This is a genomic window from Solibacillus sp. FSL W7-1472 (assembly GCF_037969775.1).
In the GTDB taxonomy this organism is placed as follows: domain Bacteria; phylum Bacillota; class Bacilli; order Bacillales_A; family Planococcaceae; genus Solibacillus; species Solibacillus silvestris.
In genome coordinates this window covers 2,413,553-2,435,502 of record NZ_CP150208.1, presented here as the reverse complement: position 1 = coordinate 2,435,502, position 21,950 = coordinate 2,413,553, and the positions used below count along the sequence as shown (strand labels likewise).

Sequence of the window (21,950 nt, the reverse complement as noted above, 5' to 3'; positions counted from 1 at the left end):
ATTCGACTGCTTTCTTCTATTATATATAAGTGACCCTTAAAGTAGTTTTGCGATATCGTTTTCTGCTTTTGTCGGTGAATCTTGTGGTGCATAACGTTTAATGACATTCCCATCACGGTCGACTAAAAACTTCGTGAAATTCCACTTTACCGATTGTCCTAAAAGACCTTTTGCTTCGGAGGATAAATGTTTAAATAATGGATGGGCTTCTGCACCGTTCACTTTTATCATTTCGTGCATCGGGAACGTTACACCGTAATCCAAGCGGCAAAATTCGGCAGCTTCCTCACCGGAAGACAACTCCTGTTTAAATTGGTCGGAAGGGAAGCCGAGTACGACAAATCCTTCCTCCTTATATTTTTCGTATAATTCCTCCAGCTGTGTAAACTGATTTGTAAATCCGCACTTGCTTGCGGTGTTGACAATCATCATTACTTGGCCTTTATATCGATCTAATTCATATTGCTCGCCTTTTTCTGTCTTAACAGGAATATCGTATATATTCATGCTTTCGTTCCTCCTCGAAACTACTAATATAATGGTTTGTAATTTTATCGTACTTGAAATAAAGCACACATGTAAAATAATTGCTATTATCAAAACACAAAAATAAAATATGACTCTTGTCGAAATAATGACGGCCACCGAACTTATCTATTTAAATATGACATGTGTCACTGTGCCATTATTGTGATTGCGCTTACATTTTTGGTTGGCATAAAAATTTTACATCAGGGAGTTTTACAATGAACAAAAAAATTGCATGGATTACAGATACGGCAGCTTTATTACCAGAACGTTTTATTCAAGAACACTCAATTCATGTGCTTGCATTGAACATCGTTTTTGAGGAAGGTGCTCTTCGTGAAACAGTGGACATGACGCACGATGAATTTTACGATAAATTAAGAAATTCACCAAAACATCCGAAAACATCTCAGCCAGCATTCGGCGAACATGTGGCATTGTATGAAAAACTAAAAGATCAAGGGTATGACTGTGCCATTGCCATTCATACTTCAGAACAACTATCAGGAACAGTATTAAGTGCTCCAATGGCTGCAGAACAGGCAGGTTTCAAAAGCTATGTCATTGACGCAAAAATTGGTTCATATCCAATGCAAGTGATGCTGGCTCTCGGGATAGAGCATGAAAATCAAGGACATACGCCAGAAGTAATCGTTGAGAAAATTGAAGCAATGCGTGGTAAGGCGGAACTTGCTTTCATCCCTGCTAGCTTGGAGCAATTGCATAAAAGTGGACGTGTATCAGGAATGGCCATGTTCCTTAGTAATTTACTGAATATTAAACTCGTAATTGAATACAATAAAGAAGGCGGCGTTGAGGTAACGAAAAAAGTACGCGCTGATAATCGTGCCAAAAAAGCGGTCATCGAAAAACTTGAACGTGCCATTTTAAAGTCACCTGTAAAGGAAGTAGCAATTATTCACTGTAATAATGAAGCAGGGGCTATCGAGTGGAAAAAAGAGTTGTTGAAGGCTTTTCCATCAATTCAATTTACTCCAACACCGCTTTCTGCCTGTGTAGGTGTCCATGCGGGTGAAGGAACATTAGGTTTGACATGGATACGAGAATAAAAAAATGCAGGGCCACTTTCTAGGGGCTCTGCATTTTTTCGTATTTAGATTGATAGTAATGAATGAAGCCTGCAAAAGTAAATGTAAGGACGAGTGCCGATCCGATGAAAAGGACAATGCCTGTCCATCCGTAGTGCATCCAAAAAATACCGCCTACTGTCCCCCCGATACTTGACCCCATATAATAGGCAAACAAATATAATGAAGATGCTTGGGCTTTGTCGATTTTGGCTAAAAAACTGACCCAGCCGCTTGCAATGGAGTGGGCGCCAAAAAATCCGAAAGTGAAAATAATGAGTCCGCCTACTTTCAACGGCAAACTTATAGGGAAAGTGAGCATTACGCCAACGAACATAATGACAATGCCGCTATATAGAACATTTTGCCGGCCATATTGATCAGACAAATTTCCAAACCATGTAGAGCTCCACGTACCGACTAAATAAACAACAAATAGCCAACTTACAAATGTCATACTTAAATTATAAGGAGGCTCGACCAGTTTGAAGCCGATATAATTGTACATTGTCACAAAGCTGCCCATTAAAGTAAATCCAATCCCGAACAATAAAACAAGCCTTCTATCTTTTATATGCTGGAATAGTGTTTTAGTCAGCAATCGGAATTGTAATGGGCGTGGAGTAAAGTGTTTCGATTCGGGTAGTGCCCATACGAAGTAGCAGCTGATGATGATGCTTAAAACCCCAAGCACAATCATCCCCATCTGCCAGCTGAACAAATCACTCATCGTACCGATTATTATACGCCCCGATAAACCTCCAATCGCATTTCCACTTATGTAAAGACCCATTGCCACGCCTAAGCTGGAAGGATCCATTTCTTCTCCTAAATAAGCCATCCCAATGGCAGGAACCCCGGCAAATACAAAACCTTGAATCATACGCAATGCGAGAATCGTCTCAAAATTGGGAGCAAATGCTAAAGCGAGTGTTAAAAAGGAAGCCGCAAAAATCGAAGCAGTCATCAATTTTTTTCGCCCCCAAGCTTCCGACAATGAACCGAATAGTAACAGGCTAAATGCCAGAATGGATGTAGCAGCAGATAATGATAAACTGGCTACTGCAGGGGATACATTGTAATCATCGGAAAACTGCGGCATTAACGGCTGCGTAATATATAGGTTGGCAAAAGTGATAAAACCTGCAGCAAATAACGCGATATTGGTCATTGTAAAAGCTTTTGTTCCTTTTTTTATGTAGTCCATATAATCCCTTCAATCATGAATACTTTTGAATAATCGATAGTTTGGAAGAAGAATTGTATGATACGATTTGTAGTTATTCGGTCGGTTGCCCTGTTAACACTTGGGCAATTTCCTCGATTGTCATATCAGAGCGGAGATCAAATGCACCTTTTTGAATAGAACGTGCAAATTCCGGTTTTGACAAATAAAGTTCAAGTTCACGACCATTTGCTACAATGCCTAAGTCTTCTGCCTGTTGGCCAATTGTATAAATTGAAACATTTTCATAAATATAAATTGTCGCTTCAACAACACCTGAATCAGTCTCTTTTTTTGTAACAGAAGTATTCTCAGCGGTTGCACTATTCGTTTGCTTGTCCACTTTTGATGGATCGGCGGATACCGGATTTTGCTCCTTTAACTGTTTTGAAAGTTCAGCAATTTGTTTTTCATAGTCTTTTACTTGCTTCTCATAAGCGGCGATCTCTTTCTCATTGGAATCAGAAGGGAGCTGGTCAAACAATGCCATGCACGCACCTGCCACAAAAAGACCGATACCAAATGCTCGCAACGATGATTTCATTGTTGACCTCCATTTGCTATAATCGAATGGATTTGAGCATGTGATAATGTGGAGCGTTTACTGATCTCCTCGATCGATAGACCTTGACTATTGAGAGCGAGCACTTGGCTAACTAGAATGCCGTTAATAGGCTTCGTGCTTTTTGACGGATTAACTTTAGGAGCCGTTCCATTGCTTTGAGCCGCTTTTACTTGTGCTGCCACTTGCTGAAAAGATGAAAACGCTGCTTGCTGCGCTGAGTTTTGTTGGACAGAAGAAGGTTTTCTTACTTGAAAATTAGGTTCTACAAGCAGTTCCTCTTCCAATGCTTTTACGCGTCGTTTTAAAGCATTCGTTTCTTGATAAATATTGATCGATAAATCTTCTACATCTTTTTCAACACGTGCTGATTTATCTTTAAATAATAGGGATATAATAATGACAGCAATACCGGCAATCATTAATATTGAAGAAAGTCCCATATGAAATCCTCCATTTCATTTAATCTATTTCTTAGTTTAGACAGGAAACAAGCAATTTTTATAATAGGAAATGCGTTTTCCTACTGCAGATTCCCTTTATTTTAACATAGTAAAACTTATTAAGAAATCATACTAGATTTTTTGAAACAGTGTGTTATAATAGGTAAGTCGTATAAATCATGCTCAAATAAATTTATTCTTAATTTAGAGTGGGAGGGTTAATGATGCGCGTAAACATTACTTTAGCTTGCACAGACTGCGGCGAACGTAACTACATTTCAAAAAAGAACAAGCGTAACAATCCAGAGCGTCTTGAACTTAAAAAATATTGCTCTCGCGAGAAGAAGTACACTCTTCACCGTGAAACAAAGTAATAATCGCTCATTTAGCCAAAACCACTCGTTGGTTTTGGCTTTTTACTTGCTACCCTCTTAAATTTTACTATGATGATTCAACAAATTTGATTTATGATAGTAATGTTTAACTTAAAACAGCTTTATTGAAAGTAGGGATTTGTTTGGAGAAAAGAGACTATCGTATAAAAGTGCAGGAAAAATTGTCCAAAATGAACGATCAGGCATATCGTGAACGTTCATTGGAAATCGCTCAGCAATTAGTACAAGAACCATCTATTCAAAAAGCAAATATTATCGCCATTACATTATCAGACCAGCCGGAAGTGGATACGACGTTTATTATTGAGGAATTATGGAAATTAAATAAATATATTGCAGTTCCGAAATGTAATCCTAAAGATCGTTCGATGCAGTTTTACAAAATTAACAGTTTTGATGAAACCGAACGAGCTTATAAAAATATATTAGAACCGATACCTGAACGAACGGAACTGGTCGAAAAAGAACAAATTGATGTAATGATTGTACCAGGGGTAGTATTCGATCGTCATGGGTACCGTATTGGATTTGGCGGGGGCTATTATGATCGCTATTTAGTCGGGTTTAAAGGGATGCGGATATCGTTGGCGTTTGAGGAGCAGCTGTTGAACGAAATACCGAGAGAATCACATGATCTTCCGGTACATATACTACTTACAGACAAAAATCGCATAATCTGCGAATAAATGGTGGGGGAACGAGAATGAAGTCAATGTTGGATGTGCTTGGCATCTTAAAACAATACGGCATTTACATTTATACAAAGGACCGTATTGGAGATTTGTACTTAATGGAAGACGAAATTAAGGAATTATATAAATCTAAATTTATCGAGACGAAAGATTTTCAAATGGCCTTGTTAATCTTGCGCCAGGAAGAGCAAAGGCTTAAAGCAGGAAAATAACTGGAATTTAACGTATAATAGTAAAGGTCGGATAAAGGGTTACTTGTTTACTTAGGGTTTTGGACTTTTTGATGAACATACCCTGAGTGTTACAGCGGGAATAAACCGCTGTTTTCATATTTAACGAAACCTTTTCGAAGTTAATACGTACTAAATAATAGTGCTATTTTATGAATGTAATCTGTTTAAACGAAATAATGTTGCGGATTTGTTTGAAAAGCTTTAACATAGATTTTGTTTGAATAAGGAATTTACACAAATAAAACAATGTATTTAAAAAAAATCGAATATGTAAAGAGAGGATGTATAGGATATGAAAGATTTTAAATGGCCTAAACATTCGATATTAGCGATTGCCGTAATAGCAACCTGGATTAAAACTGTAATTGTTTATGAAACTAGCTTTGATATGAAGATAGAAAATGCAATGCAATTGTTAATTTTGATTATCAATCCATTAAGCTTCTTATTGTTCTTCTATGGATTGTCATTGTTCTTGAAATCACAAAAAGCACGAAATCGCTATATTGTTGGCAGTAGTATTTTACTGTCCTTCGTAGTATACGGAAATGTTGCCTTTTACCGTTTCTATAATGACTTTGTAACATTGCCTGTTTTGTTTCAAACGAGCAATTTTGGAGAGTTGGGAACATCAGCAGCAGCTATTATTAGCTGGATGGACATATTTTACTTTGTCGATGTTTTACTGATTATTATTGCTGTGAAGTTTTTACCGAAAGCGGATGAGCAGTTACTACCTATTCGTAAAGATGCGCGTAAAGCTTACTTTGTCATGACGGCAGCTATTTTGTTTTTAAACTTAGGCTTAGCTGAAACAGAACGTCCGCAATTATTGACACGAGCATTTGATCGTGAACTGTTAGTGAAAAATATCGGAACGTACAACTATCATCTATACGATGTTTATGTTCAGTCGAAATCGTCAGCCCAGCGTGCATTGGCTGACGGGAGTGAGCTTGTTGAAGTAAGCAACTATGTTCGTGCTAACCAGGCGGAACCTAATGTTGAAATGTTCGGCAAGTATGAAGGCCGAAATGTAATTGCCGTATCACTGGAATCATTGCAGTCTTTTGTTATTAACGAAGAAATGAATGGGGAAGTGGTGACACCTTTCCTGAATTCATTAACAAACGATAAGGATACGTATTACTTCAGCGACTTTTACCACCAAACGGGATTAGGGAAAACTTCGGATTCTGAGTTTATTTTCGAAAACTCATTGTATGGTTTAGGTCGAGGGGCAGTATTCTTTACACATGGTGAAAATACGTATAATTCCTTTGCAGAGCGATTAGGGGAGAATGGGTATTTTACAAATGTTATGCATGCGAACAATAAATCATTCTGGAATCGTGACATGATTTACAAATCATTCAAACTAGATCAGTTTTATGATCTCGAATCTTACAATGTAACAGAGGAAACATCTGTAAACTGGGGATTAAAGGATATTCCTTTCTTTGAACAATCTGCAGCATTGATGAAAGAAATGCCACAGCCGTTTTACAGCCGTTTAATTACATTAACAAACCACTATCCGTTCTATTTGGATCCGGAAGATATAATGATTCCGGAATACGATTCAAATTCAGGAACTTTAAATCGTTATTTCCAAACAGTTCGCTACTTGGATGAATCGGTGAAGGAATTCTTTGATGATTTAAAGGAACAGGGCTTATATGAAAATTCAATTATTGTGATGTACGGAGACCACTATGGGATTTCCGAAAACCATAATAAAGCAATGGCAAAATATTTAAACAAAGAAGAAATTACACCATATGACAGTGCACTTTTACAGGCTGTCCCATTATATATTCACATCCCTGGTTCGAATGATGGACAAGTGATGGATAATGTAGCGGGTCAACTGGATATTCGTCCTACATTACTGCACCTGTTAGGAATTGAGACTTCAAAAGATATGCAATTAGGTGCTGACCTGTTCTCAGAAGAGCATGAGGATTTCGTTATCTTCCGTGATGGTCGCTTTGTAACAGATAAATATGTATATGCAGGTGAAGTATGCTACGACCGGGAGTCGGGAGAAGCAATTGATACGGAAGCGTGTCAGCCATTTATTGATCGTGCAACGCAAGAATTAGAATACTCGGATCAAATTATTAATGGTGACCTGTTGCGTTTCTATGATACAGAAACAGGAAATCTGCTGATTGATACGAATTATAAATAATGAAAGCTGCCCCGAAGAAATTCGGGGGCAGCTTTTTTTCTTCATATAAAAAACGTATTGCTTGGAGCAATACGTTTTTTGGTTGCAATTAGTGGGTTGGTGGATAGCCTTGATTTAAAACCGTCATAATGACGAACCAACCGAAAACACCTGCAGCTAAAGCGTTAAAAGCAGCAGCTAAAAGGTTTTTTTCTTTGATTGATTGGAATATGCCAATTACGCCAAAAATTGCAACTAAACCAAAAATAACCATTAATAAGTTCATAAAAAATTGACACTCCTTTCAACATTCCAAAAAATGTCTCAACAATATTCCTCTTTTATTGTAAAGGTTTCCAAATCGTTTGTCGAGAACTAAAAGTGGCGTTTGTTTGAACGATAACTTTCTCTATCAGAACGATTGAAAAAATGTATAATGGAAACTGAGGTGATAATCCATGTTAAATGTTAGAAAATATAGTCTTGGACCGATACAAACTAATTGCTATATTGTAAGCAATAAAGAAAAAGACTGTTTAATTTTTGATCCAGGTGAAGAAGGGGCACGTATTGTAAATGAATTACGTAAAAATGGCTTGAATCCATTAGCGATTTTATTAACCCATACCCATTTTGATCATATCGGTGGAGTGGATGCGGTACGGGCAATATATAATATTCCGCTGTATGTACATGAAAAAGAAGTGGAATGGCTTGCTGATCCAATGAAAAATGGTTCGGGCAAATATGCGGAATTGCCAAATTATATTGTTAAAAAACCCGATGGAGAACATATTATCCGAAAAGAAGGAGAAATGACTATCGGTGCGTTTACCTTTACGGTAGCCCATACACCAGGACATTCTCCGGGAAGTGTATCCTTTATTTTCAAAGATGATGCTTTTGCGATTGTAGGCGATACATTATTTGAACAAAGCATTGGACGTACTGATTTGATCGGTGGGTCCATGAATGTCTTGCTAAAATCGATTCACGATAAGCTATTATCATTACCGGAAGATACAATTATATATCCCGGGCATGGTGATTATACGACACCAGCTGCTGAAATGGATTCCAACCCGTTTTTAAATGGCTTTTAATTATCCCTATGTAAATGAAAAAACGACCGCTCTCGATTGAAGAGCGTGTCGTTTTTTAATGTCCGCCACCTGGAGTGTGTATGAATGTTGTGTAATAGGTGAAACCGGCGAAGAAAACAGTTAAGTATGCGCCAAAAATGTACATGTACATGCGTTCTGAAAGATTTAAGAAGCCTAATAATAAAAATAAACCTGTATTACCTACGAATAATAGCGAAACCTCGTTCATACCTCCAAGGTAGAACATAACGGCAAAAATAGCAGTCCAGAATGCCATAACTTTATACATATTGCTCATGAAATATCCCTCCTTTTCTAAAAAAATAGAATAGTCTCTCATTCATTATAAATCAAGTTTCTGGATAATGTAAACTGCGAGATATGGAAGAGTTGTGACAAATGAATAATTTTTCCATTAATTGTGAACGGAAATTTTGTATTTACAGAAGTCACAGTCATGTACCATACTTTCTATTTTTGTAATTTCATGACTTTCAAACAGTGTATCAACTTGTCCATACAAAAAGGATTCATGGAGTTGGCATACAATTTCTCCGTAGTTCATTAACTGTTCTTGGAAGGGACAGTTGAAAAGTGAGAATATAATGGATTTGGATTGATTATCTTCAATAACTTCCGGTATATAACCTATTAATGTCGCACTTTTAGTTAACATGGCCAATTTCTCATCAAATGTATAGGGAGATTTTCGTTTATGTGAATTCATTTGTTCAAGCATCGATTGTTTTCCGTCACGGTAACTGATTTCCTGTGCTTTGCTCAGAGCATCTTCACCAAGCTCGCGAATAAGTTCAAGTGACCATTTAACTAATGAAGATGGCTCGCGTCGAGGAATACTTAAATTGATTCCTTCTTGCTTTGCTTTATATACTCTTCCAGGTCGGCCGCCTTTTCCGGTTTTTAAATGTTCTGATGTTATGGCACCGATTTCTGCAAGTTTCGTTAAATGCAGGCGTGCTACATTGGAGTGGATTTTAAATTGATCTGCAATATCTTGAACGGATAAAAATTGCTTTTGCTGTAACATAAATTCATAAATGGAAAACCGGGTTTCATCGGCAAAAGTGCTAGAAATTTTAATCGGATGAATCATATATAAACCCCCAATACGGTAAAAATTTAAAATTTAAAAATGCTAGCTTAACTAATATTCTACATGAATTATTAGTGAATTTGTTGATATAGAAAGAAAATTCCTATTAAAAAGAAATTTTATCTGTTTTTATATAAAATACTAGACAATCCATTTATAATGGAGTCATCTTAAATAAAGGGGTGATTTCGATTAAACCATTATCAATCATTGAACAAAAATGTTTGGAGCTTTTATCTAATGCAGCGCAGCTTAATGTGACCGACATCCATTTACTCCCCAGAGAAGGGTGCTATGATTTATTAATGAGAAAATACGGCCGTTTTGAAAAGGAAGATGAACTTCCTACAGAGCTCGCTACCCGTATGATTTCCTATTTTAAATTTCTTTCTTCGCTTGATATTAGTGAAAAGAGAAAGCCTCAGAGTGGTTCCTTCCAAAAATTTATTGACCAGTCCATGTATGCGTTCCGTATTTCCACATTACCTTCCAGCTTCTTTAAAGAAAGTTTAGCCGTTCGAATATTACGTCAAAATTATACCGTCCCCTTACAGACTTTATGTCATTTCCAGGAAAGTGTTGAACAGCTGTATCAATTGGCCAGTCTTGAAAGCGGGTTAATCTTGATTAGCGGTGCGACCGGAACCGGCAAAACGACAACGTTATATTCACTGCTCCAATATTGTTCACAGCATTTATCCCGTCACGTCATATCATTGGAGGATCCAGTGGAAAGCAGACAAGAGCAGCTATTACAAATACAAGTGAATGAGCGAGCCGGAATGACGTATTCAGCAGGTTTAAAAGCAATTTTAAGGCATTCTCCCGAAGTTATTATGTTAGGGGAGATTCGGGACAGAGAAACGGCAAAGGTTGCCATAGAAGCAGCGTTCTCCGGACACCTCGTCATATCAACGATACATGCAAAGGATACGGTGAACTGTATTTACCGGCTTCATGATTTATCGGTTTCACTTGAGGAGATGCGGCAGATGCTTAGAGCGGTTGTTTCACAGCGGCTAATCGAAACGAAGGTTAACGGCTATAAAGCGATTTTCGAATTTTTAACTGACGATCAATTACAGCTTGCCTTTGAATCAATTATCCAAGATAGATCTTTTACATTACCGTTTGATCAAACATTGGCAGGTCAAAGGGCAAAGCTTCTAGGAGAATACTATGAATATACCGCTCCTTAAAAATACCGCAACTGCTGCTTTATATAAAAAACCTGTCATTAAGTCCTCAGAGCTCCCTACATTACTCCAACGAATTTCCACACTGTTAAATGAAGGCTATACATTTGCCCATAGTATCGAAATGCTATTGCCCTATCATGTAAAACAATATGAGCCCCTCCAACAGGAAATATCGAATATATTGCGTGGGGGTGGTAGTGTAACACAAGTTTTTCAGCTACTTTCTCTTGATACACAATATTTAGTATCTATTGAGTTGGCGGAAGCGACGGGCAAACTAAGCGAAGCAATTGGTCTTGTTGCAAAACAGCTCGTTTTTCAACAGCAGGCGAAAATGAAACTAATAAAAGTGATGTCATATCCGCTCATTTTATTTACATTTTTAATTATATTGTTTTTAGCCTTTCGAACATACTTTCTGCCGAATATGTCTTCTGTTATTACATCCCGCGTCCATAGCGAATCGTCCGCAAGCATTCAGTGGTCGACGTTTTTCCTCCATATGCCAGACTACATTATTGCAGTTGGAATTGTTCTGGTCATTGTTCTTTCCATTTTTGTTTATTATATCCGTAAGAAGCGAATCGATTTACAGCTTCATCTACTGTTTAAGCTCCCTTTAATCGGCCTTTTTTGGCGACTTTTTCTGACGAGACAGTTTGCTCGCCATTTAGGCAATTTATTATTAGCTGGCTTCTCGCTCCAAAAGGCATTCGATCATTTAAAATCCCAACAGCACCAAAAGCAGATTGCCTATATTGCTGGTTCACTTCAAGAACGCATTCTTATTGGCGATTCATTGGAGCGGACGGTGGAAGTCGTCGGCTACTTTTATCCGAAGTTTGAGCACTTTATTGCACATGGTGAGGCGAGCGGCTTATTAGGACGGGAGCTTATTTTATATTGTGAGCTTTTGGATGAAAAGCTACAGAAGATAATTGAACGAATACTGGCAATTATTCAGCCGCTGCTTTTTGTGATCATTGCCATTTGTGTTATTGCTGCCTATTTGAGTATTTTAATTCCGATGTATGATGTCATTGATTTTATATAAGAAAGGGTGGAACAGATGAAGAATGAAAAAGGATTTACGCTAGTAGAAATGCTTGTTGTTTTATTAATCATCTCCATTTTAATATTAGTCACAATTCCAAACGTTTCAAAGCACTTTGCATCAATTGATGAAAAAGGGTGTGATGCTTATATTTTGATGCTTCAAGGACAGGTAGAGGCATATAAACTAAATCATAATGAATATCCGTCTTCGGTCACAGATCTAATTGAAGAGGATTATATTGTGGAAGAAGATTTAAGATGTCCGGATAATACTGAAATTAAAATTGTGGACGGAAAAGTCGTTGGACCGGCGAACAGCGAAACGTAACGATGATGCAGAAAATTAAATCACAGATAACAGATGAAAAAGGTTTTACACTACTGGAAATGCTTATCGTTCTCTTTATTTTTTTAGTCGTCAATTCAGCGATTCTGTATTTTTCACAAAAGCCGTTAATGGATTATACAGAAAAACAAGTGATGAGCCAAAACGAGATGTTAATACGCATGACACAATTACTATCCATTGAGACCGGAACCTACCATAGCTTTGAAATTATTAATTGTCACCGGATTCAAGTAAGAGAGCGCAATACTTCTACTATTGTTTTCGATCAAAGAATAGCGCGGCCACTAGATATGTATTTAACTACTCCGAATAACCGGCTGATATTTAATACAAGAGGAAATGTCCAGGCGTTTGGACGACTGACATATCATTTTGAGAATAAAAGCTATCAATATTCTATTAATATCGGGAAAGCCAGAATTTTGGAAAAGGAGGTTTTTAATGAACCAGGAAGGACTAACTCTTGTAGAAACACTATTAGCAGTCGTCATTTTATTTTTCCTCTCGTCGACAATGATACCGCTCACGTTTAATATGAAACAGCAAATTGCCATACAAAAAATACAAGCCCATGCAGCGGAAGTGGCTTATATAGGAGCGATGAAGTATAAAAGGTATGGTCAATCAGCCGGTACACAACAAATTGATGGCATGCAGTTTCAATGGAATTACGACGGACACCGAGTATGCGTCCGTTATGACAACAATGAAAAAGATGAGGAACTTTGTGTATGAATTTCAAGCAAACATTAAGTGAGCGGGGGTTTACACTACTGGAAAGCTTGTTTCAGTTAACCGTGTTTGTGCTTTTTACCGCAATTAGCCTGCTGATCCTCATATGGGTTCGGGATCTTCAACAGCTTGAGAAGATGAAAGATGAGGTGAACTGGGAATTGTTCGTTTATGATCTTCACCAATACAATATGAATTCCGCATCTGGTAGGGTACTCAATTCTAATATGCTGCAACTGGAGATGATAAATGATCCCGAGGAGCGGTTGTTTGTCTTTGATAAATCAGAAGAGCATTTGCGTAAAAGGTCGAATAAAGGGGGAAATGAGATTATGCTGCCTTTTGTTAAGGAATGGGAACTGACGATTGTTGAAAATGAAGTGAATATGAGGGTAGTGATGAAAAATGGAACAAAGCGAGAAAGAGATCTCGTATTGCCAATGCCTCCAGAATGAGAAGGGTGCATTATTTTTACTGGCTGTATTTTTATTGTTCATCGTTTCTGGTGCTGCTGTTTTCTATACAAATGCATATTTTGCGCAAATAAAAGTATATAATTCATTGGAATCTATTTACGTTCGTGCTACGATAAATATACTAAATTTACCTTAAAGTTCGACTTCTTTTTGCAAAGTCGAAAAAATGTCACATCATGCGGTTTTGTTTGATACAAAAATATTTGTGTTAAAACGCAAAATGGAAACGAAAGAATAGGTAGAGGTGTAATTGATTAAGTAGTCCGTAATTAGAAGAAGGTGAACAGCATGCGTAAAATTTATTTAGTAGGATTTATGGGTTGCGGAAAAAGTGCGATTGGTAGACGTTTAAGTTTTTTCTTGAAAATGCCGTATTACGATATGGATCACGAAATTGTACGTCAGCAGGGTATGACAATTCCTGAAATTTTTGAGAAATACGGCGAAGCACACTTCCGAAAAATCGAGACGGAATTTTTAAAGAATTTTCGTGATGAAGCATGCATTATCGCTACAGGCGGTGGGGTAGCCGTCAATGAAGAAAACAGGAGAATTATGCGCCAGACAGGGCTCGTATTTTTTCTTGATGCAAAATTTGAAGATATTTATATGCGGATTCGGAATGATAAAAACCGTCCCATTGTTCAATCGTCATCGGAACAGGAATTGGAAAATCTGTATCACCAACGCAGAAGGAGTTATCGACTAGCTGGCCATATACAAGTACTCACAGCCGGAAGAACATTAAGACAAATTGTCGAGTACATCGGGTTTCAAGTGAAACGTCTTAAAGGCGAACGATTTTATGATAATTAAACTTAATGTTCGTATTTTGAATAAAAATAAAAAAAGATTGCGTTTGCATTATATTCAATGTTAGGATATTGCTAAGAAGAGCAATAACATGAAGTAAATAATCTAACGCGGATGATGATACGGGGAGAGAACGTGATGTCACGTCGCCGAAGGAGCAAATAGCTAAGCTATGAATCTCTCAGGCAAAAAGACTCGTATTGGACGCAACTCTGGAGAGTGCTGTAATAGCTATTGTTACAAACAGCCACCAAAGGGGAAAGCCTAAATTGTGATAGAGGATCAAATTCAGGTGTAACTTTCAGGTGCCAGGACAGAGAATCTCGCTAAAGGGGATTCGTCTGTCTTTTTTTTGTGGATAAATCGGCTTTTAATATTCTGATGATTCTAATAAAAAGATAGATTTACACTTTTGATAGGTGTAATGTTGCTTTCCCCTTTGCATTGCAAAACGAACTTACATAATTAAAGGAGGAAATGAACATGACAAATGAATTAAAGCGCACACCACTTTTTGACGAATATGCAAAGTATGGTGGAAAAACAGTTGATTTTGGCGGCTGGGAGTTACCAGTACAATTTTCTTCAATCAAAGAGGAGCATGATGCGGTACGTAACCGCGCAGGACTTTTTGATGTATCCCATATGGGGGAAATTATTGTAGAAGGCCCGGATGCACTTGTTTATTTACAAAAGATGCTTTCCAATGATATTTCGAAAATTGCAATTGGCGGCGCGCAATATAGTGCACTTTGCTATGAAGATGGCGGTGTTGTTGACGATTTACTGACATACCGTTTGGAAGATAATCGCTATTTACTATGTGTCAATGCAGCGAATATTGAAAAGGACTTCGAATGGTTACAGCAGCATGTCGAAGGGGATGTCAAAGTGGCAAATTTGTCAGATGACTACGCTCAAATCGCTTTGCAAGGACCTTTATCTCAGGAAGTTCTGCAAACATTAACAGCAACAGACTTAACGGCAATCAAATATTTTAAATTCCAGGACAATGTAGAAGTAGGCGGACATTCGGTTCTTGTCTCGCGCTCAGGTTATACGGGAGAAGACGGATTTGAAATTTACGGAGCTCCAGCAGCGATTGTTGACTTGTGGAACAAAATTTTGGAAGCAGGAAAAGACCAAGGTGTAGTAGCAGCCGGTTTAGGCGCTCGTGATACACTTCGCTTTGAAGCTTGCCTGCCATTATATGGCCAAGAGATTTCAAAAGAAATTTCACCACTTGAAGCAGGGATTGGCTTTGCCGTGAAATTGGCGAAAGATCCGCAGTTTATCGGTCAGCAAGCATTAATTGACCAAAAAGAACATGGCCTAACACGTAAATCAGTAGGTATCGAAATGATTGATAAAGGTATTCCCCGTCATGGCTATAAAGTATTTAAAGATGGTGAAGAGATTGGTTTTGTAACTACAGGAACTCAGTCACCAATGACAAAGCGCAATATCGGTTTAGCTTTAATTGACGCAAAATTCACGGAAGTTGGTACTGAATTAGAAATCGAAGTACGAAAAAATAGAGCAAAAGCAGTTGTAGTAGAAACACCATTTTACAAGCGTGCAAAATAAAGTGAAACTTCAATCTACCCGTTAATTGCGGGATAAAACTTTTGAAAAGAGGGTTAACAATGAAACATCGTTATTTACCAATGACGGAACAAGATAAACAAGAAATGTTAGACCGTATCGGGGTTGCGACAATTGATGAACTTTTCGAGGATATTCCTGAAAAAGTTCGCTTCCAAGGAAGCTACAATATTAAACCTGCAAAGTCTGAAGCCGCTTTAATGAAAGAACTGGCACAACTTGCTTCAAAAAATAAAGATACAGCAAGTAATGTCTCATTTTTAGGTGCAGGAGTCTACAATCACTATAAACCGGTAATTGTCGATCACGTTATTTCGCGTTCAGAGTTTTATACAGCCTACACACCTTATCAGCCGGAAATTTCTCAAGGTGAACTTCAAGCTATTTTTGAATTCCAAACGATGATTGCGGAACTGACAGGTATGGATATTGCAAACTCTTCTATGTACGATGGCGGTACGGCATTGGCAGAAGCAGGTATGCTTGCTGCAGGCCATACACGTCGCGGTAAATTACTCGTTTCAGGAACTGTCCATCCAGAATATCACGATGTTGTGAAAATGTATGCAACAGGACAATCAATTGAAGTTGTTACTATTCCTGCAAAAGACGGTGTGACAGACATCGAAGCATTAAAAGGCTTAATCGATGATCAAACAGCCGGTGTTATTGTTCAATATCCAAACTTCTTTGGTCAAATTGAAAACTTACAGCCGCTTGCAGATATTACACACGATGCAAAAGGATTGTTTATCGTATCTGCTAACCCGTTAGCTCTTGGCGTATTAACACCTCCAGGAAAATTAGGTGCCGATATTACAGTTGGGGATGCACAAGTATTCGGAATTGCTGAAGCGTTCGGTGGTCCACACTGTGGCTATTTCGCGGTAACGAATAAATTAATGCGTAAAGTACCTGGCCGTCTTGTTGGGGAAACAGTAGACCAAGAGGGTCGCCGTGGTTATGTATTAACATTACAAGCGCGTGAGCAGCACATCCGTCGCGACAAAGCGACATCTAATATTTGTTCTAACCAGGCATTACTTGCACTTGCTTCTTCAGTAGCAATGACAGCTCTTGGCAAACAAGGTATGCAGGAAATGGCAAAACAAAATATCGTGAAGACACGCTTTGCTAAAAATGCCTTTGAAGCAGCTGGTTTTGAAGTTGTTTATCAAGGCGCACACTTCAACGAAATCGTCGTTAAGACAAATTATAATGTGACAGAGCTAAACAAAGCATTAATCGAAAAAGGCATTATCGGCGGTTTTGACTTAGGTCGTGTTTATCCTGAATTAGAAAATCATGCACTCATTGCTGTTACGGAAATCCGTACAAAAGAAGAAATCGAGCAATTAGTTGCAGAAATGGGGGCTTACAATGCATAACGAAAACCAATCACTCATTTTCGAAATTACAAAACCAGGTCGTGTCGGCTACAATTTAGAGCCATTGGATGTTCCTGATTTTGATCTTGAAGAACTGCTTCCAAAAGAGTTAGTACGTCAAGAAGCGGCTGAACTGCCGGAAGTTGCAGAATTAGATATTATGCGTCACTATACAGCACTTTCACGCCGTAACCATGGTGTAGACTCAGGGTTCTACCCGCTTGGTTCATGTACGATGAAATACAATCCGAAAATCAATGAAACGGTTGCACGTTACGCTGGTTTTGCCAATGTTCACCCATTACAGGATGAGTCAACAGTACAAGGTGCAATGGAATTATTATATGATCTTCAAACATCCCTTCAGGAAATTACAGGTATGGATGAAGTAACATTACAGCCAGCAGCAGGCGCACATGGGGAATGGACAGCATTAATGATGATCCGTGCATTCCATGAGGCAAATGGTGAAGGTCACCGTAACAAAGTAATCGTACCGGATTCGGCGCACGGTACAAACCCGGCTTCTGCTACAGTTGCAGGCTTTGAAACAATCACAATTAAATCAGGTGATGACGGCTTAGTGGATCTTGAAGATTTACGCCGTGTTGTCGGTCCGGATACAGCAGCATTAATGCTGACAAACCCGAACACTTTAGGTTTATTTGAAGAAAACATTTTAGAAATGGCTGAAATCGTGCATGGTGTCGGCGGTAAGGTTTACTATGACGGCGCAAACTTAAACGCTGTTATGAGTAAAGCACGTCCTGGCGATATGGGCTTTGACTGTGTTCACCTAAACTTACACAAAACATTTACAGGTCCACATGGTGGCGGTGGTCCGGGTTCAGGTCCTGTAGGAGTAAAAGCGGATTTAATTCCATTCCTGCCTAAGCCGGTATTAGTGAAAAAAGAAGATGGCACGTTCCACTTCGACTATAACCGTCCACAATCAATCGGTCGTGTGAAACCATACTACGGAAACTTCGGCATTAATGTCCGTGCATATACGTATATCCGTTCAATGGGTCCGGATGGCTTAAAGGCTGTAACAGAATATGCTGTATTAAATGCAAACTATATGATGCGCCGCTTGGAAGAGCACTTTGATTTACCGTATGACCGTCACTGTAAGCACGAATTCGTGTTATCAGGTCGTCGTCAGAAAAAATTAGGTGTTCGTACATTGGATATCGCAAAACGCCTTCTTGACTTTGGCTACCATCCACCAACAGTTTACTTCCCGTTAAACGTGGAAGAGGGGATTATGATCGAGCCAACAGAAACAGAATCGAAAGAAACATTGGATGCATTCTGTGATGCAATGATTCAAATTGCTCAAGAAACAATCGATAACCCATCGATCGTTCAAGAAGCACCGCATACTACAGTAATCAGCCGTTTAGACGAAACACGTGCTGCCCGTACACCGGTGTTACGTTATACTAAAAAAGAAGAAGTCACAATTTCATAAATTGTGACAAAAAAGGTCAGAGCTGTTTTCTGGCCTTTTTTCTTTGAATAAGGTTAGACTTCTAACGTGTCAGTATATAATAGAAGAAACTACTGAAAAACAGACAATTATGAACGATACTGCCGGTGAGTGAAAATTAAAAAGCCCTCTACACTGTAGAGAACTTTTAAGATTAGTTTTTCGATTTAACTTTACCTGTCCAAGTTTTGAATCCGCCTTGTAACTGATACAGTTGGCTATAGCCTTTTTTCTTTAATGTCAGCGCTGCTCGTGCACTACGGCCAGAGTTTTGGCAGTAAAGGTATACAGGCAGGTCTGGTCGGATTTCTTTATGACGTGTATTAAGTTGCGTCATCGGAATGTTTCGTGCACCTAAAATATGTCCTGCTTCAAATTCTTTAGGTTCGCGTAAATCGATTAATTGGGCTTTACGGTAGCCTTCGATAAATTGCTCCTGTGTTAAATTTGTAACGGATTTTTTTAAGCGCATAGAGTTGATTACTACGTAAGCAACGATGACTACTAAAATTATTAGTATCGTATATAAAATTGTCACTGCGATATTGCCCCTTTCTTTCTGTACTTACTATTATAAGAGATGAACTAGAGTTAGTCGAGCGAGTTTGTTAAAATGAATTGGTGGAGGCGAGAAATTGTGAAAAAACAATGGTATTTTATAAATTCGGGGCCATGCAGCCCAGCCTATAACATGGCATTAGATGAAGCGTTACTAGATTGGCATAGCCAAGGGGAAATCCCGCCGGTTATTCGTTTTTACGAGTGGAATCCTGCAACATTATCAATCGGTTATTTTCAGCAAGTACATAAAGATATTAATTTAGAAGCCGTAAAAAAGCAAAATTTAGGTTTCATTCGTCGTCCTACAGGCGGACGTGCTGTTTTACATGACCAGGAGCTTACATATTCAGTGATTGTGACAGAGAGCTACCCGAATATGCCTGAGACTGTTACAGAGGCGTACCGTGTCATTAGCGAAGGAATTTTACAAGGGTTCCGTCTATTAGGGTTGGACGCTTATTTTAGTGTGCCGGAGACGAAAGAACAACTGGATGATTTAAAGAAACCGAAAAGCGCGGTTTGTTTTGATGCACCAAGCTGGTATGAGCTAGTAGTTGAAGGAAAAAAAGTAGCGGGCAGTGCACAAACACGTCAAAAAGGCGTAATTTTGCAGCATGGAGCCATTTTATTGGACCTGAACGAAGAGCTGCTGCTTTCAGTGTTTAATTTTGCTACAGCCGAAGCTAAAGAAAAAATGCGGAAAAAATTACCCGAGAAAGCCGTTGCGATGAATCAGTTTGTCGATACGCCATTTACAATCGAGCAATGTGTGAATGCATTTTCTAAAGGGTTTGAGATAGCTTTGGATATAGAACTGATTCCTTATGAATTAACGGAGCAGCAAACACAATATGTAGAACAATTAATGCAAAATAAATATTTAACAGATGAATGGAATTTCAAAAAATAGATTACGAACGTGTGTTTTGATTTTTTATAAAAAAATTTTTATACCCGAAACGTTGGTATAGGTGGATTTAACAAAAACTAAAAAAAATCAACCCCTTGTTTGAAAAAAAGATTTATTGTAATCTTTTTTAAGTGTAATTATATAACCCAACATATAGAATGGTATTTAAGAAATAAGCACAATATATGGTATAAAATGTGTTTAGTTTACATTCGTGAAGGGAATCTTAAAATTATTAAATCGTCCAAAGGGGGGCTTACGCGGTGGCAAGTGTTTTAGAACAATCCATCCAAGTCAATCAATTAAATCAAGATATTGAGCAATTTCCTCAAGTGCACCCGATTACACCGGATATGCAAATTACGCATAAAGGTGTATCACGTCTTGTTATGATTGACCGTTATTCTTTTAAAGATACGGAAAAGAAAACATTAAAAACAGGGGATTTTGTTGTTTTGACAGTGAAACAAGATCCGAAATTCCCGGCGCGTGGACTTGGCATTATTCATTCGATTAATCCGGAAAAGAATACCGCTCTTATTAAAATTGATGAAGATTACCGTCATGTATTGGAAGGCGAAGAACAAGAGACGGGTATTATTGAACGCTCATTGGATATTATTGAAAAGCCGCTCGAAATTTTTTATGAGCAAATTGCAAAACGTAATGCAACAGGCTTAGCTTCAGTTGAGAAAACAGAAGAAAAGCGCAAAGAATGGTTCGGAAAGTTTTATGAAGAGCTTGTGTCAATGAATTTTATCCCTGCAGGCCGTGTAATTTATGGGGCAGGTTCGGAAACAGAAGTAACTTTCTTCAACTGTTATGTAATGCCATTTGTCGCTGATTCGCGTGAAGGCATCAGTGATCACCGTAAGCAGGTAATGGAAATTATGAGCCGCGGCGGTGGTGTTGGTACGAACGGTTCGACACTTCGCCCGCGTAACACATTGGCGCGCGGTGTAAACGGTAAATCTAGCGGATCAGTAAGCTGGCTTGATGATATTGCCAAGCTGACACATCTTGTTGAGCAAGGTGGATCGAGACGCGGCGCTCAAATGATTATGCTGGCAGATTGGCATCCGGATATTGTGGAGTTTATCATTTCCAAAATGCAAAATCCGCGTATTCTGCGTTATCTGATCGAGAATACAGCAGATGAATCAATTATTCGTCTAGCAAAAGAAAAATTAAAATTCAAGCCTTTAACACAGCAGGAAGATGCGATGTATCAAGGTATTGTGAACTATAAAAATATTGAAGGTTTCGGCGGATTTAACGAAGCGATTATTCGTGACGCTGAAACGAAGCTACGCGATGGCGGAACGTATTCAGTCCATAATCCGGATTTCCTGACAGGTGCAAACATTTCGGTTACATTAACGAAAGAGTTTATGGATGCTGTAGAAAACGATCAGGACTTCGAATTACGCTTCCCGGATGTAGAAAACTACACTCCGGCACAAATGCTGGATTACAACGAAAAGTGGCATGAAGTTGGCGATGTTCGCGAATGGGAGAAACTTGGTTATCCAGTTCGTACGTATCGTACAATCAAAGCAAAAGAACTTTGGAATTTAATCAATGTCTGCGCAACATATGCGGCAGAACCTGGTATCTTCTTCATTGATAACGCAAACGACATGACAAACGCAAAAGCGTACGGTCAGAAAGTTGTTGCGACAAATCCGTGTGGTGGAGTTCGCCTCACGTTAAACATCGCGGGATGAAGCGGGAAGGCTGAAATGCTAATCCGAACCGAAGACGAATTGTAAAATGTTCGTCAGGGGCAACGCATAGATAGTGAACCTCATCA

24 protein-coding genes, 1 pseudogene and 1 riboswitch are annotated in these 21,950 nt (G+C 38.5%); of the genes and pseudogenes, 17 read left to right on the top strand and 8 right to left on the bottom strand.

From position 1 onward, the window contains the following. Positions 1–36: 36 nt before the first annotated feature. On the bottom strand, positions 37–507 hold the full coding sequence (locus MKY07_RS12125) for a redoxin family protein (RefSeq protein ID WP_014823425.1): 471 nt from the start codon (positions 505–507) through the stop codon (positions 37–39). A 239-nt stretch (positions 508–746) separates the two neighbouring features. On the opposite strand from MKY07_RS12125, the gene MKY07_RS12120 reads away from it, so the two are divergent. Continuing rightward, complete coding sequence (locus tag MKY07_RS12120; protein WP_339262385.1) at positions 747–1,598, top strand: DegV family protein; 852 nt, start codon at positions 747–749, stop codon at positions 1,596–1,598. 19 nt (positions 1,599–1,617) lie between these two features. Here MKY07_RS12120 and MKY07_RS12115 read toward each other — a convergent pair whose 3' ends face one another. From MKY07_RS12115 to MKY07_RS12105, 3 genes are all read right to left on the bottom strand, one after another. Then, the gene (locus MKY07_RS12115) at positions 1,618–2,823 is read right to left on the bottom strand and encodes an MFS transporter (protein ID WP_339262384.1); all 1,206 of its coding nucleotides are present in this window, start codon (positions 2,821–2,823) and stop codon (positions 1,618–1,620) included. 73 nt (positions 2,824–2,896) lie between these two features. Beyond that, positions 2,897–3,385, bottom strand: coding sequence for a hypothetical protein (locus MKY07_RS12110; RefSeq protein ID WP_014823428.1), 489 nt, complete (start codon positions 3,383–3,385; stop codon positions 2,897–2,899). Next, positions 3,382–3,846 (bottom strand): hypothetical protein, encoded by a 465-nt coding sequence (locus MKY07_RS12105; protein ID WP_339262381.1) that lies wholly within the window; start codon positions 3,844–3,846, stop codon positions 3,382–3,384. The genes MKY07_RS12110 and MKY07_RS12105 overlap by 4 nt, the downstream gene beginning before the upstream one ends. Positions 3,847–4,070: 224 nt before the next feature. Here MKY07_RS12105 and rpmG point away from each other — a divergent pair, with 224 nt between their 5' ends. The 4 genes from rpmG to MKY07_RS12085 all read left to right on the top strand — a co-directional run bounded on the left by rpmG (position 4,071) and on the right by MKY07_RS12085 (position 7,360). Further along, on the top strand, positions 4,071–4,220 hold the full coding sequence (gene rpmG / locus MKY07_RS12100; RefSeq protein WP_008408521.1) for a 50S ribosomal protein L33: 150 nt from the start codon (positions 4,071–4,073) through the stop codon (positions 4,218–4,220). A gap of 143 nt (positions 4,221–4,363) precedes the next feature. Continuing rightward, positions 4,364–4,927, top strand: a complete 564-nt coding sequence (locus tag MKY07_RS12095) for a 5-formyltetrahydrofolate cyclo-ligase (protein ID WP_339262379.1) — start codon at positions 4,364–4,366, stop codon at positions 4,925–4,927. 17 nt (positions 4,928–4,944) lie between these two features. After that, on the top strand, positions 4,945–5,145 hold the full coding sequence (locus tag MKY07_RS12090) for a YqgQ family protein (RefSeq protein ID WP_008408519.1): 201 nt from the start codon (positions 4,945–4,947) through the stop codon (positions 5,143–5,145). A 313-nt stretch (positions 5,146–5,458) separates the two neighbouring features. Then, the gene (locus tag MKY07_RS12085; protein WP_008408518.1) at positions 5,459–7,360 is read left to right on the top strand and encodes an LTA synthase family protein; all 1,902 of its coding nucleotides are present in this window, start codon (positions 5,459–5,461) and stop codon (positions 7,358–7,360) included. Between the two features lie 88 nt (positions 7,361–7,448). On the opposite strand, the gene MKY07_RS12080 is transcribed toward MKY07_RS12085, so the two are convergent. Continuing rightward, a complete protein-coding gene (locus MKY07_RS12080) occupies positions 7,449–7,625 on the bottom strand; it encodes a DUF2759 domain-containing protein (RefSeq protein WP_008404364.1) in 177 nt (58 codons plus the stop codon). Positions 7,626–7,797: 172 nt separating this feature from the next. Here MKY07_RS12080 and MKY07_RS12075 point away from each other — a divergent pair, with 172 nt between their 5' ends. After that, complete coding sequence (locus MKY07_RS12075) at positions 7,798–8,442, top strand: MBL fold metallo-hydrolase (protein WP_008404363.1); 645 nt, start codon at positions 7,798–7,800, stop codon at positions 8,440–8,442. A gap of 55 nt (positions 8,443–8,497) precedes the next feature. On the opposite strand, the gene MKY07_RS12070 is transcribed toward MKY07_RS12075, so the two are convergent. Next, positions 8,498–8,740: a DUF2626 family protein gene (locus MKY07_RS12070; RefSeq protein ID WP_008404362.1), complete on the bottom strand. Its 243-nt coding sequence runs from the start codon at positions 8,738–8,740 to the stop codon at positions 8,498–8,500. Positions 8,741–8,857: 117 nt separating this feature from the next. Then, a complete protein-coding gene (locus MKY07_RS12065; protein WP_008404361.1) occupies positions 8,858–9,556 on the bottom strand; it encodes a helix-turn-helix domain-containing protein in 699 nt (232 codons plus the stop codon). A 182-nt stretch (positions 9,557–9,738) separates the two neighbouring features. On the opposite strand from MKY07_RS12065, the gene comGA reads away from it, so the two are divergent. From comGA to gcvPB, 9 genes are all read left to right on the top strand, one after another. Continuing rightward, positions 9,739–10,755 (top strand): competence type IV pilus ATPase ComGA, encoded by a 1,017-nt coding sequence (gene comGA, locus MKY07_RS12060; protein WP_082990814.1) that lies wholly within the window; start codon positions 9,739–9,741, stop codon positions 10,753–10,755. Continuing rightward, positions 10,736–11,809 carry a competence type IV pilus assembly protein ComGB gene (comGB, locus tag MKY07_RS12055; RefSeq protein ID WP_339262375.1) on the top strand — a complete coding sequence of 358 codons (1,074 nt, stop codon included), beginning with the start codon at positions 10,736–10,738 and terminating at the stop codon, positions 11,807–11,809. Before comGA ends, comGB begins: the two co-directional genes overlap by 20 nt. A gap of 15 nt (positions 11,810–11,824) precedes the next feature. Further along, on the top strand, positions 11,825–12,139 hold the full coding sequence (gene comGC / locus MKY07_RS12050) for a competence type IV pilus major pilin ComGC (RefSeq protein ID WP_008404357.1): 315 nt from the start codon (positions 11,825–11,827) through the stop codon (positions 12,137–12,139). 462 nt (positions 12,140–12,601) lie between these two features. Then, positions 12,602–12,895, top strand: a complete 294-nt coding sequence (locus tag MKY07_RS12045) for a type II secretion system protein (protein ID WP_014823433.1) — start codon at positions 12,602–12,604, stop codon at positions 12,893–12,895. Continuing rightward, positions 12,892–13,347: a competence type IV pilus minor pilin ComGF gene (gene comGF, locus MKY07_RS12040; RefSeq protein ID WP_339262372.1), complete on the top strand. Its 456-nt coding sequence runs from the start codon at positions 12,892–12,894 to the stop codon at positions 13,345–13,347. The genes MKY07_RS12045 and comGF overlap by 4 nt, the downstream gene beginning before the upstream one ends. Before the next feature lie 309 nt (positions 13,348–13,656). After that, the gene (locus MKY07_RS12035; protein ID WP_014823434.1) at positions 13,657–14,184 is read left to right on the top strand and encodes a shikimate kinase; all 528 of its coding nucleotides are present in this window, start codon (positions 13,657–13,659) and stop codon (positions 14,182–14,184) included. A gap of 111 nt (positions 14,185–14,295) precedes the next feature. Next, a riboswitch (glycine riboswitch) is annotated at positions 14,296–14,388 on the top strand. Positions 14,389–14,664: 276 nt separating this feature from the next. Next, a complete protein-coding gene (gene gcvT, locus MKY07_RS12030) occupies positions 14,665–15,768 on the top strand; it encodes a glycine cleavage system aminomethyltransferase GcvT (protein WP_339262369.1) in 1,104 nt (367 codons plus the stop codon). 59 nt (positions 15,769–15,827) lie between these two features. Next, positions 15,828–17,174, top strand: coding sequence for an aminomethyl-transferring glycine dehydrogenase subunit GcvPA (gcvPA, locus tag MKY07_RS12025; RefSeq protein ID WP_339262367.1), 1,347 nt, complete (start codon positions 15,828–15,830; stop codon positions 17,172–17,174). Beyond that, positions 17,167–18,648: an aminomethyl-transferring glycine dehydrogenase subunit GcvPB gene (gene gcvPB, locus MKY07_RS12020; RefSeq protein ID WP_008404345.1), complete on the top strand. Its 1,482-nt coding sequence runs from the start codon at positions 17,167–17,169 to the stop codon at positions 18,646–18,648. The genes gcvPA and gcvPB overlap by 8 nt, the downstream gene beginning before the upstream one ends. A gap of 172 nt (positions 18,649–18,820) precedes the next feature. Here the strand turns inward: gcvPB and MKY07_RS12015 are convergent, their stop codons facing one another. Then, positions 18,821–19,204 carry a rhodanese-like domain-containing protein gene (locus tag MKY07_RS12015; RefSeq protein ID WP_008404344.1) on the bottom strand — a complete coding sequence of 128 codons (384 nt, stop codon included), beginning with the start codon at positions 19,202–19,204 and terminating at the stop codon, positions 18,821–18,823. Between the two features lie 153 nt (positions 19,205–19,357). Here MKY07_RS12015 and MKY07_RS12010 point away from each other — a divergent pair, with 153 nt between their 5' ends. After that, on the top strand, positions 19,358–20,137 hold the full coding sequence (locus tag MKY07_RS12010) for a biotin/lipoate A/B protein ligase family protein (RefSeq protein ID WP_269764165.1): 780 nt from the start codon (positions 19,358–19,360) through the stop codon (positions 20,135–20,137). A gap of 263 nt (positions 20,138–20,400) precedes the next feature. Beyond that, positions 20,401–21,831, top strand: a pseudogene (locus tag MKY07_RS12005) (vitamin B12-dependent ribonucleotide reductase); the annotation flags it as partial. Positions 21,832–21,950: the final 119 nt, after the last annotated feature.

Bases quoted from the DNA above. Each gene is read 5' to 3' on its own strand.
- MKY07_RS12125 (WP_014823425.1), bottom strand. From the start codon at position 507: ATGAATATATACGATATTCCTGTTAAGACAGAAAAAGGCGAGCAATAT.
- MKY07_RS12120 (WP_339262385.1), top strand. From the start codon at position 747: ATGAACAAAAAAATTGCATGGATTACAGATACGGCAGCTTTATTACCA.
- MKY07_RS12115 (WP_339262384.1), bottom strand. From the start codon at position 2,823: ATGGACTACATAAAAAAAGGAACAAAAGCTTTTACAATGACCAATATC.
- MKY07_RS12110 (WP_014823428.1), bottom strand. From the start codon at position 3,385: ATGAAATCATCGTTGCGAGCATTTGGTATCGGTCTTTTTGTGGCAGGT.
- MKY07_RS12105 (WP_339262381.1), bottom strand. From the start codon at position 3,846: ATGGGACTTTCTTCAATATTAATGATTGCCGGTATTGCTGTCATTATT.
- rpmG (WP_008408521.1), top strand. From the start codon at position 4,071: ATGCGCGTAAACATTACTTTAGCTTGCACAGACTGCGGCGAACGTAAC.
- MKY07_RS12090 (WP_008408519.1), top strand. From the start codon at position 4,945: ATGAAGTCAATGTTGGATGTGCTTGGCATCTTAAAACAATACGGCATT.
- MKY07_RS12085 (WP_008408518.1), top strand. From the start codon at position 5,459: ATGAAAGATTTTAAATGGCCTAAACATTCGATATTAGCGATTGCCGTA.
- MKY07_RS12080 (WP_008404364.1), bottom strand. From the start codon at position 7,625: ATGAACTTATTAATGGTTATTTTTGGTTTAGTTGCAATTTTTGGCGTA.
- MKY07_RS12075 (WP_008404363.1), top strand. From the start codon at position 7,798: ATGTTAAATGTTAGAAAATATAGTCTTGGACCGATACAAACTAATTGC.
- MKY07_RS12070 (WP_008404362.1), bottom strand. From the start codon at position 8,740: ATGAGCAATATGTATAAAGTTATGGCATTCTGGACTGCTATTTTTGCC.
- MKY07_RS12065 (WP_008404361.1), bottom strand. From the start codon at position 9,556: ATGATTCATCCGATTAAAATTTCTAGCACTTTTGCCGATGAAACCCGG.
- comGB (WP_339262375.1), top strand. From the start codon at position 10,736: ATGAATATACCGCTCCTTAAAAATACCGCAACTGCTGCTTTATATAAA.
- comGC (WP_008404357.1), top strand. From the start codon at position 11,825: ATGAAGAATGAAAAAGGATTTACGCTAGTAGAAATGCTTGTTGTTTTA.
- MKY07_RS12045 (WP_014823433.1), top strand. From the start codon at position 12,602: ATGAACCAGGAAGGACTAACTCTTGTAGAAACACTATTAGCAGTCGTC.
- comGF (WP_339262372.1), top strand. From the start codon at position 12,892: ATGAATTTCAAGCAAACATTAAGTGAGCGGGGGTTTACACTACTGGAA.
- MKY07_RS12035 (WP_014823434.1), top strand. From the start codon at position 13,657: ATGCGTAAAATTTATTTAGTAGGATTTATGGGTTGCGGAAAAAGTGCG.
- gcvT (WP_339262369.1), top strand. From the start codon at position 14,665: ATGACAAATGAATTAAAGCGCACACCACTTTTTGACGAATATGCAAAG.
- gcvPA (WP_339262367.1), top strand. From the start codon at position 15,828: ATGAAACATCGTTATTTACCAATGACGGAACAAGATAAACAAGAAATG.
- gcvPB (WP_008404345.1), top strand. From the start codon at position 17,167: ATGCATAACGAAAACCAATCACTCATTTTCGAAATTACAAAACCAGGT.
- MKY07_RS12010 (WP_269764165.1), top strand. From the start codon at position 19,358: ATGGCATTAGATGAAGCGTTACTAGATTGGCATAGCCAAGGGGAAATC.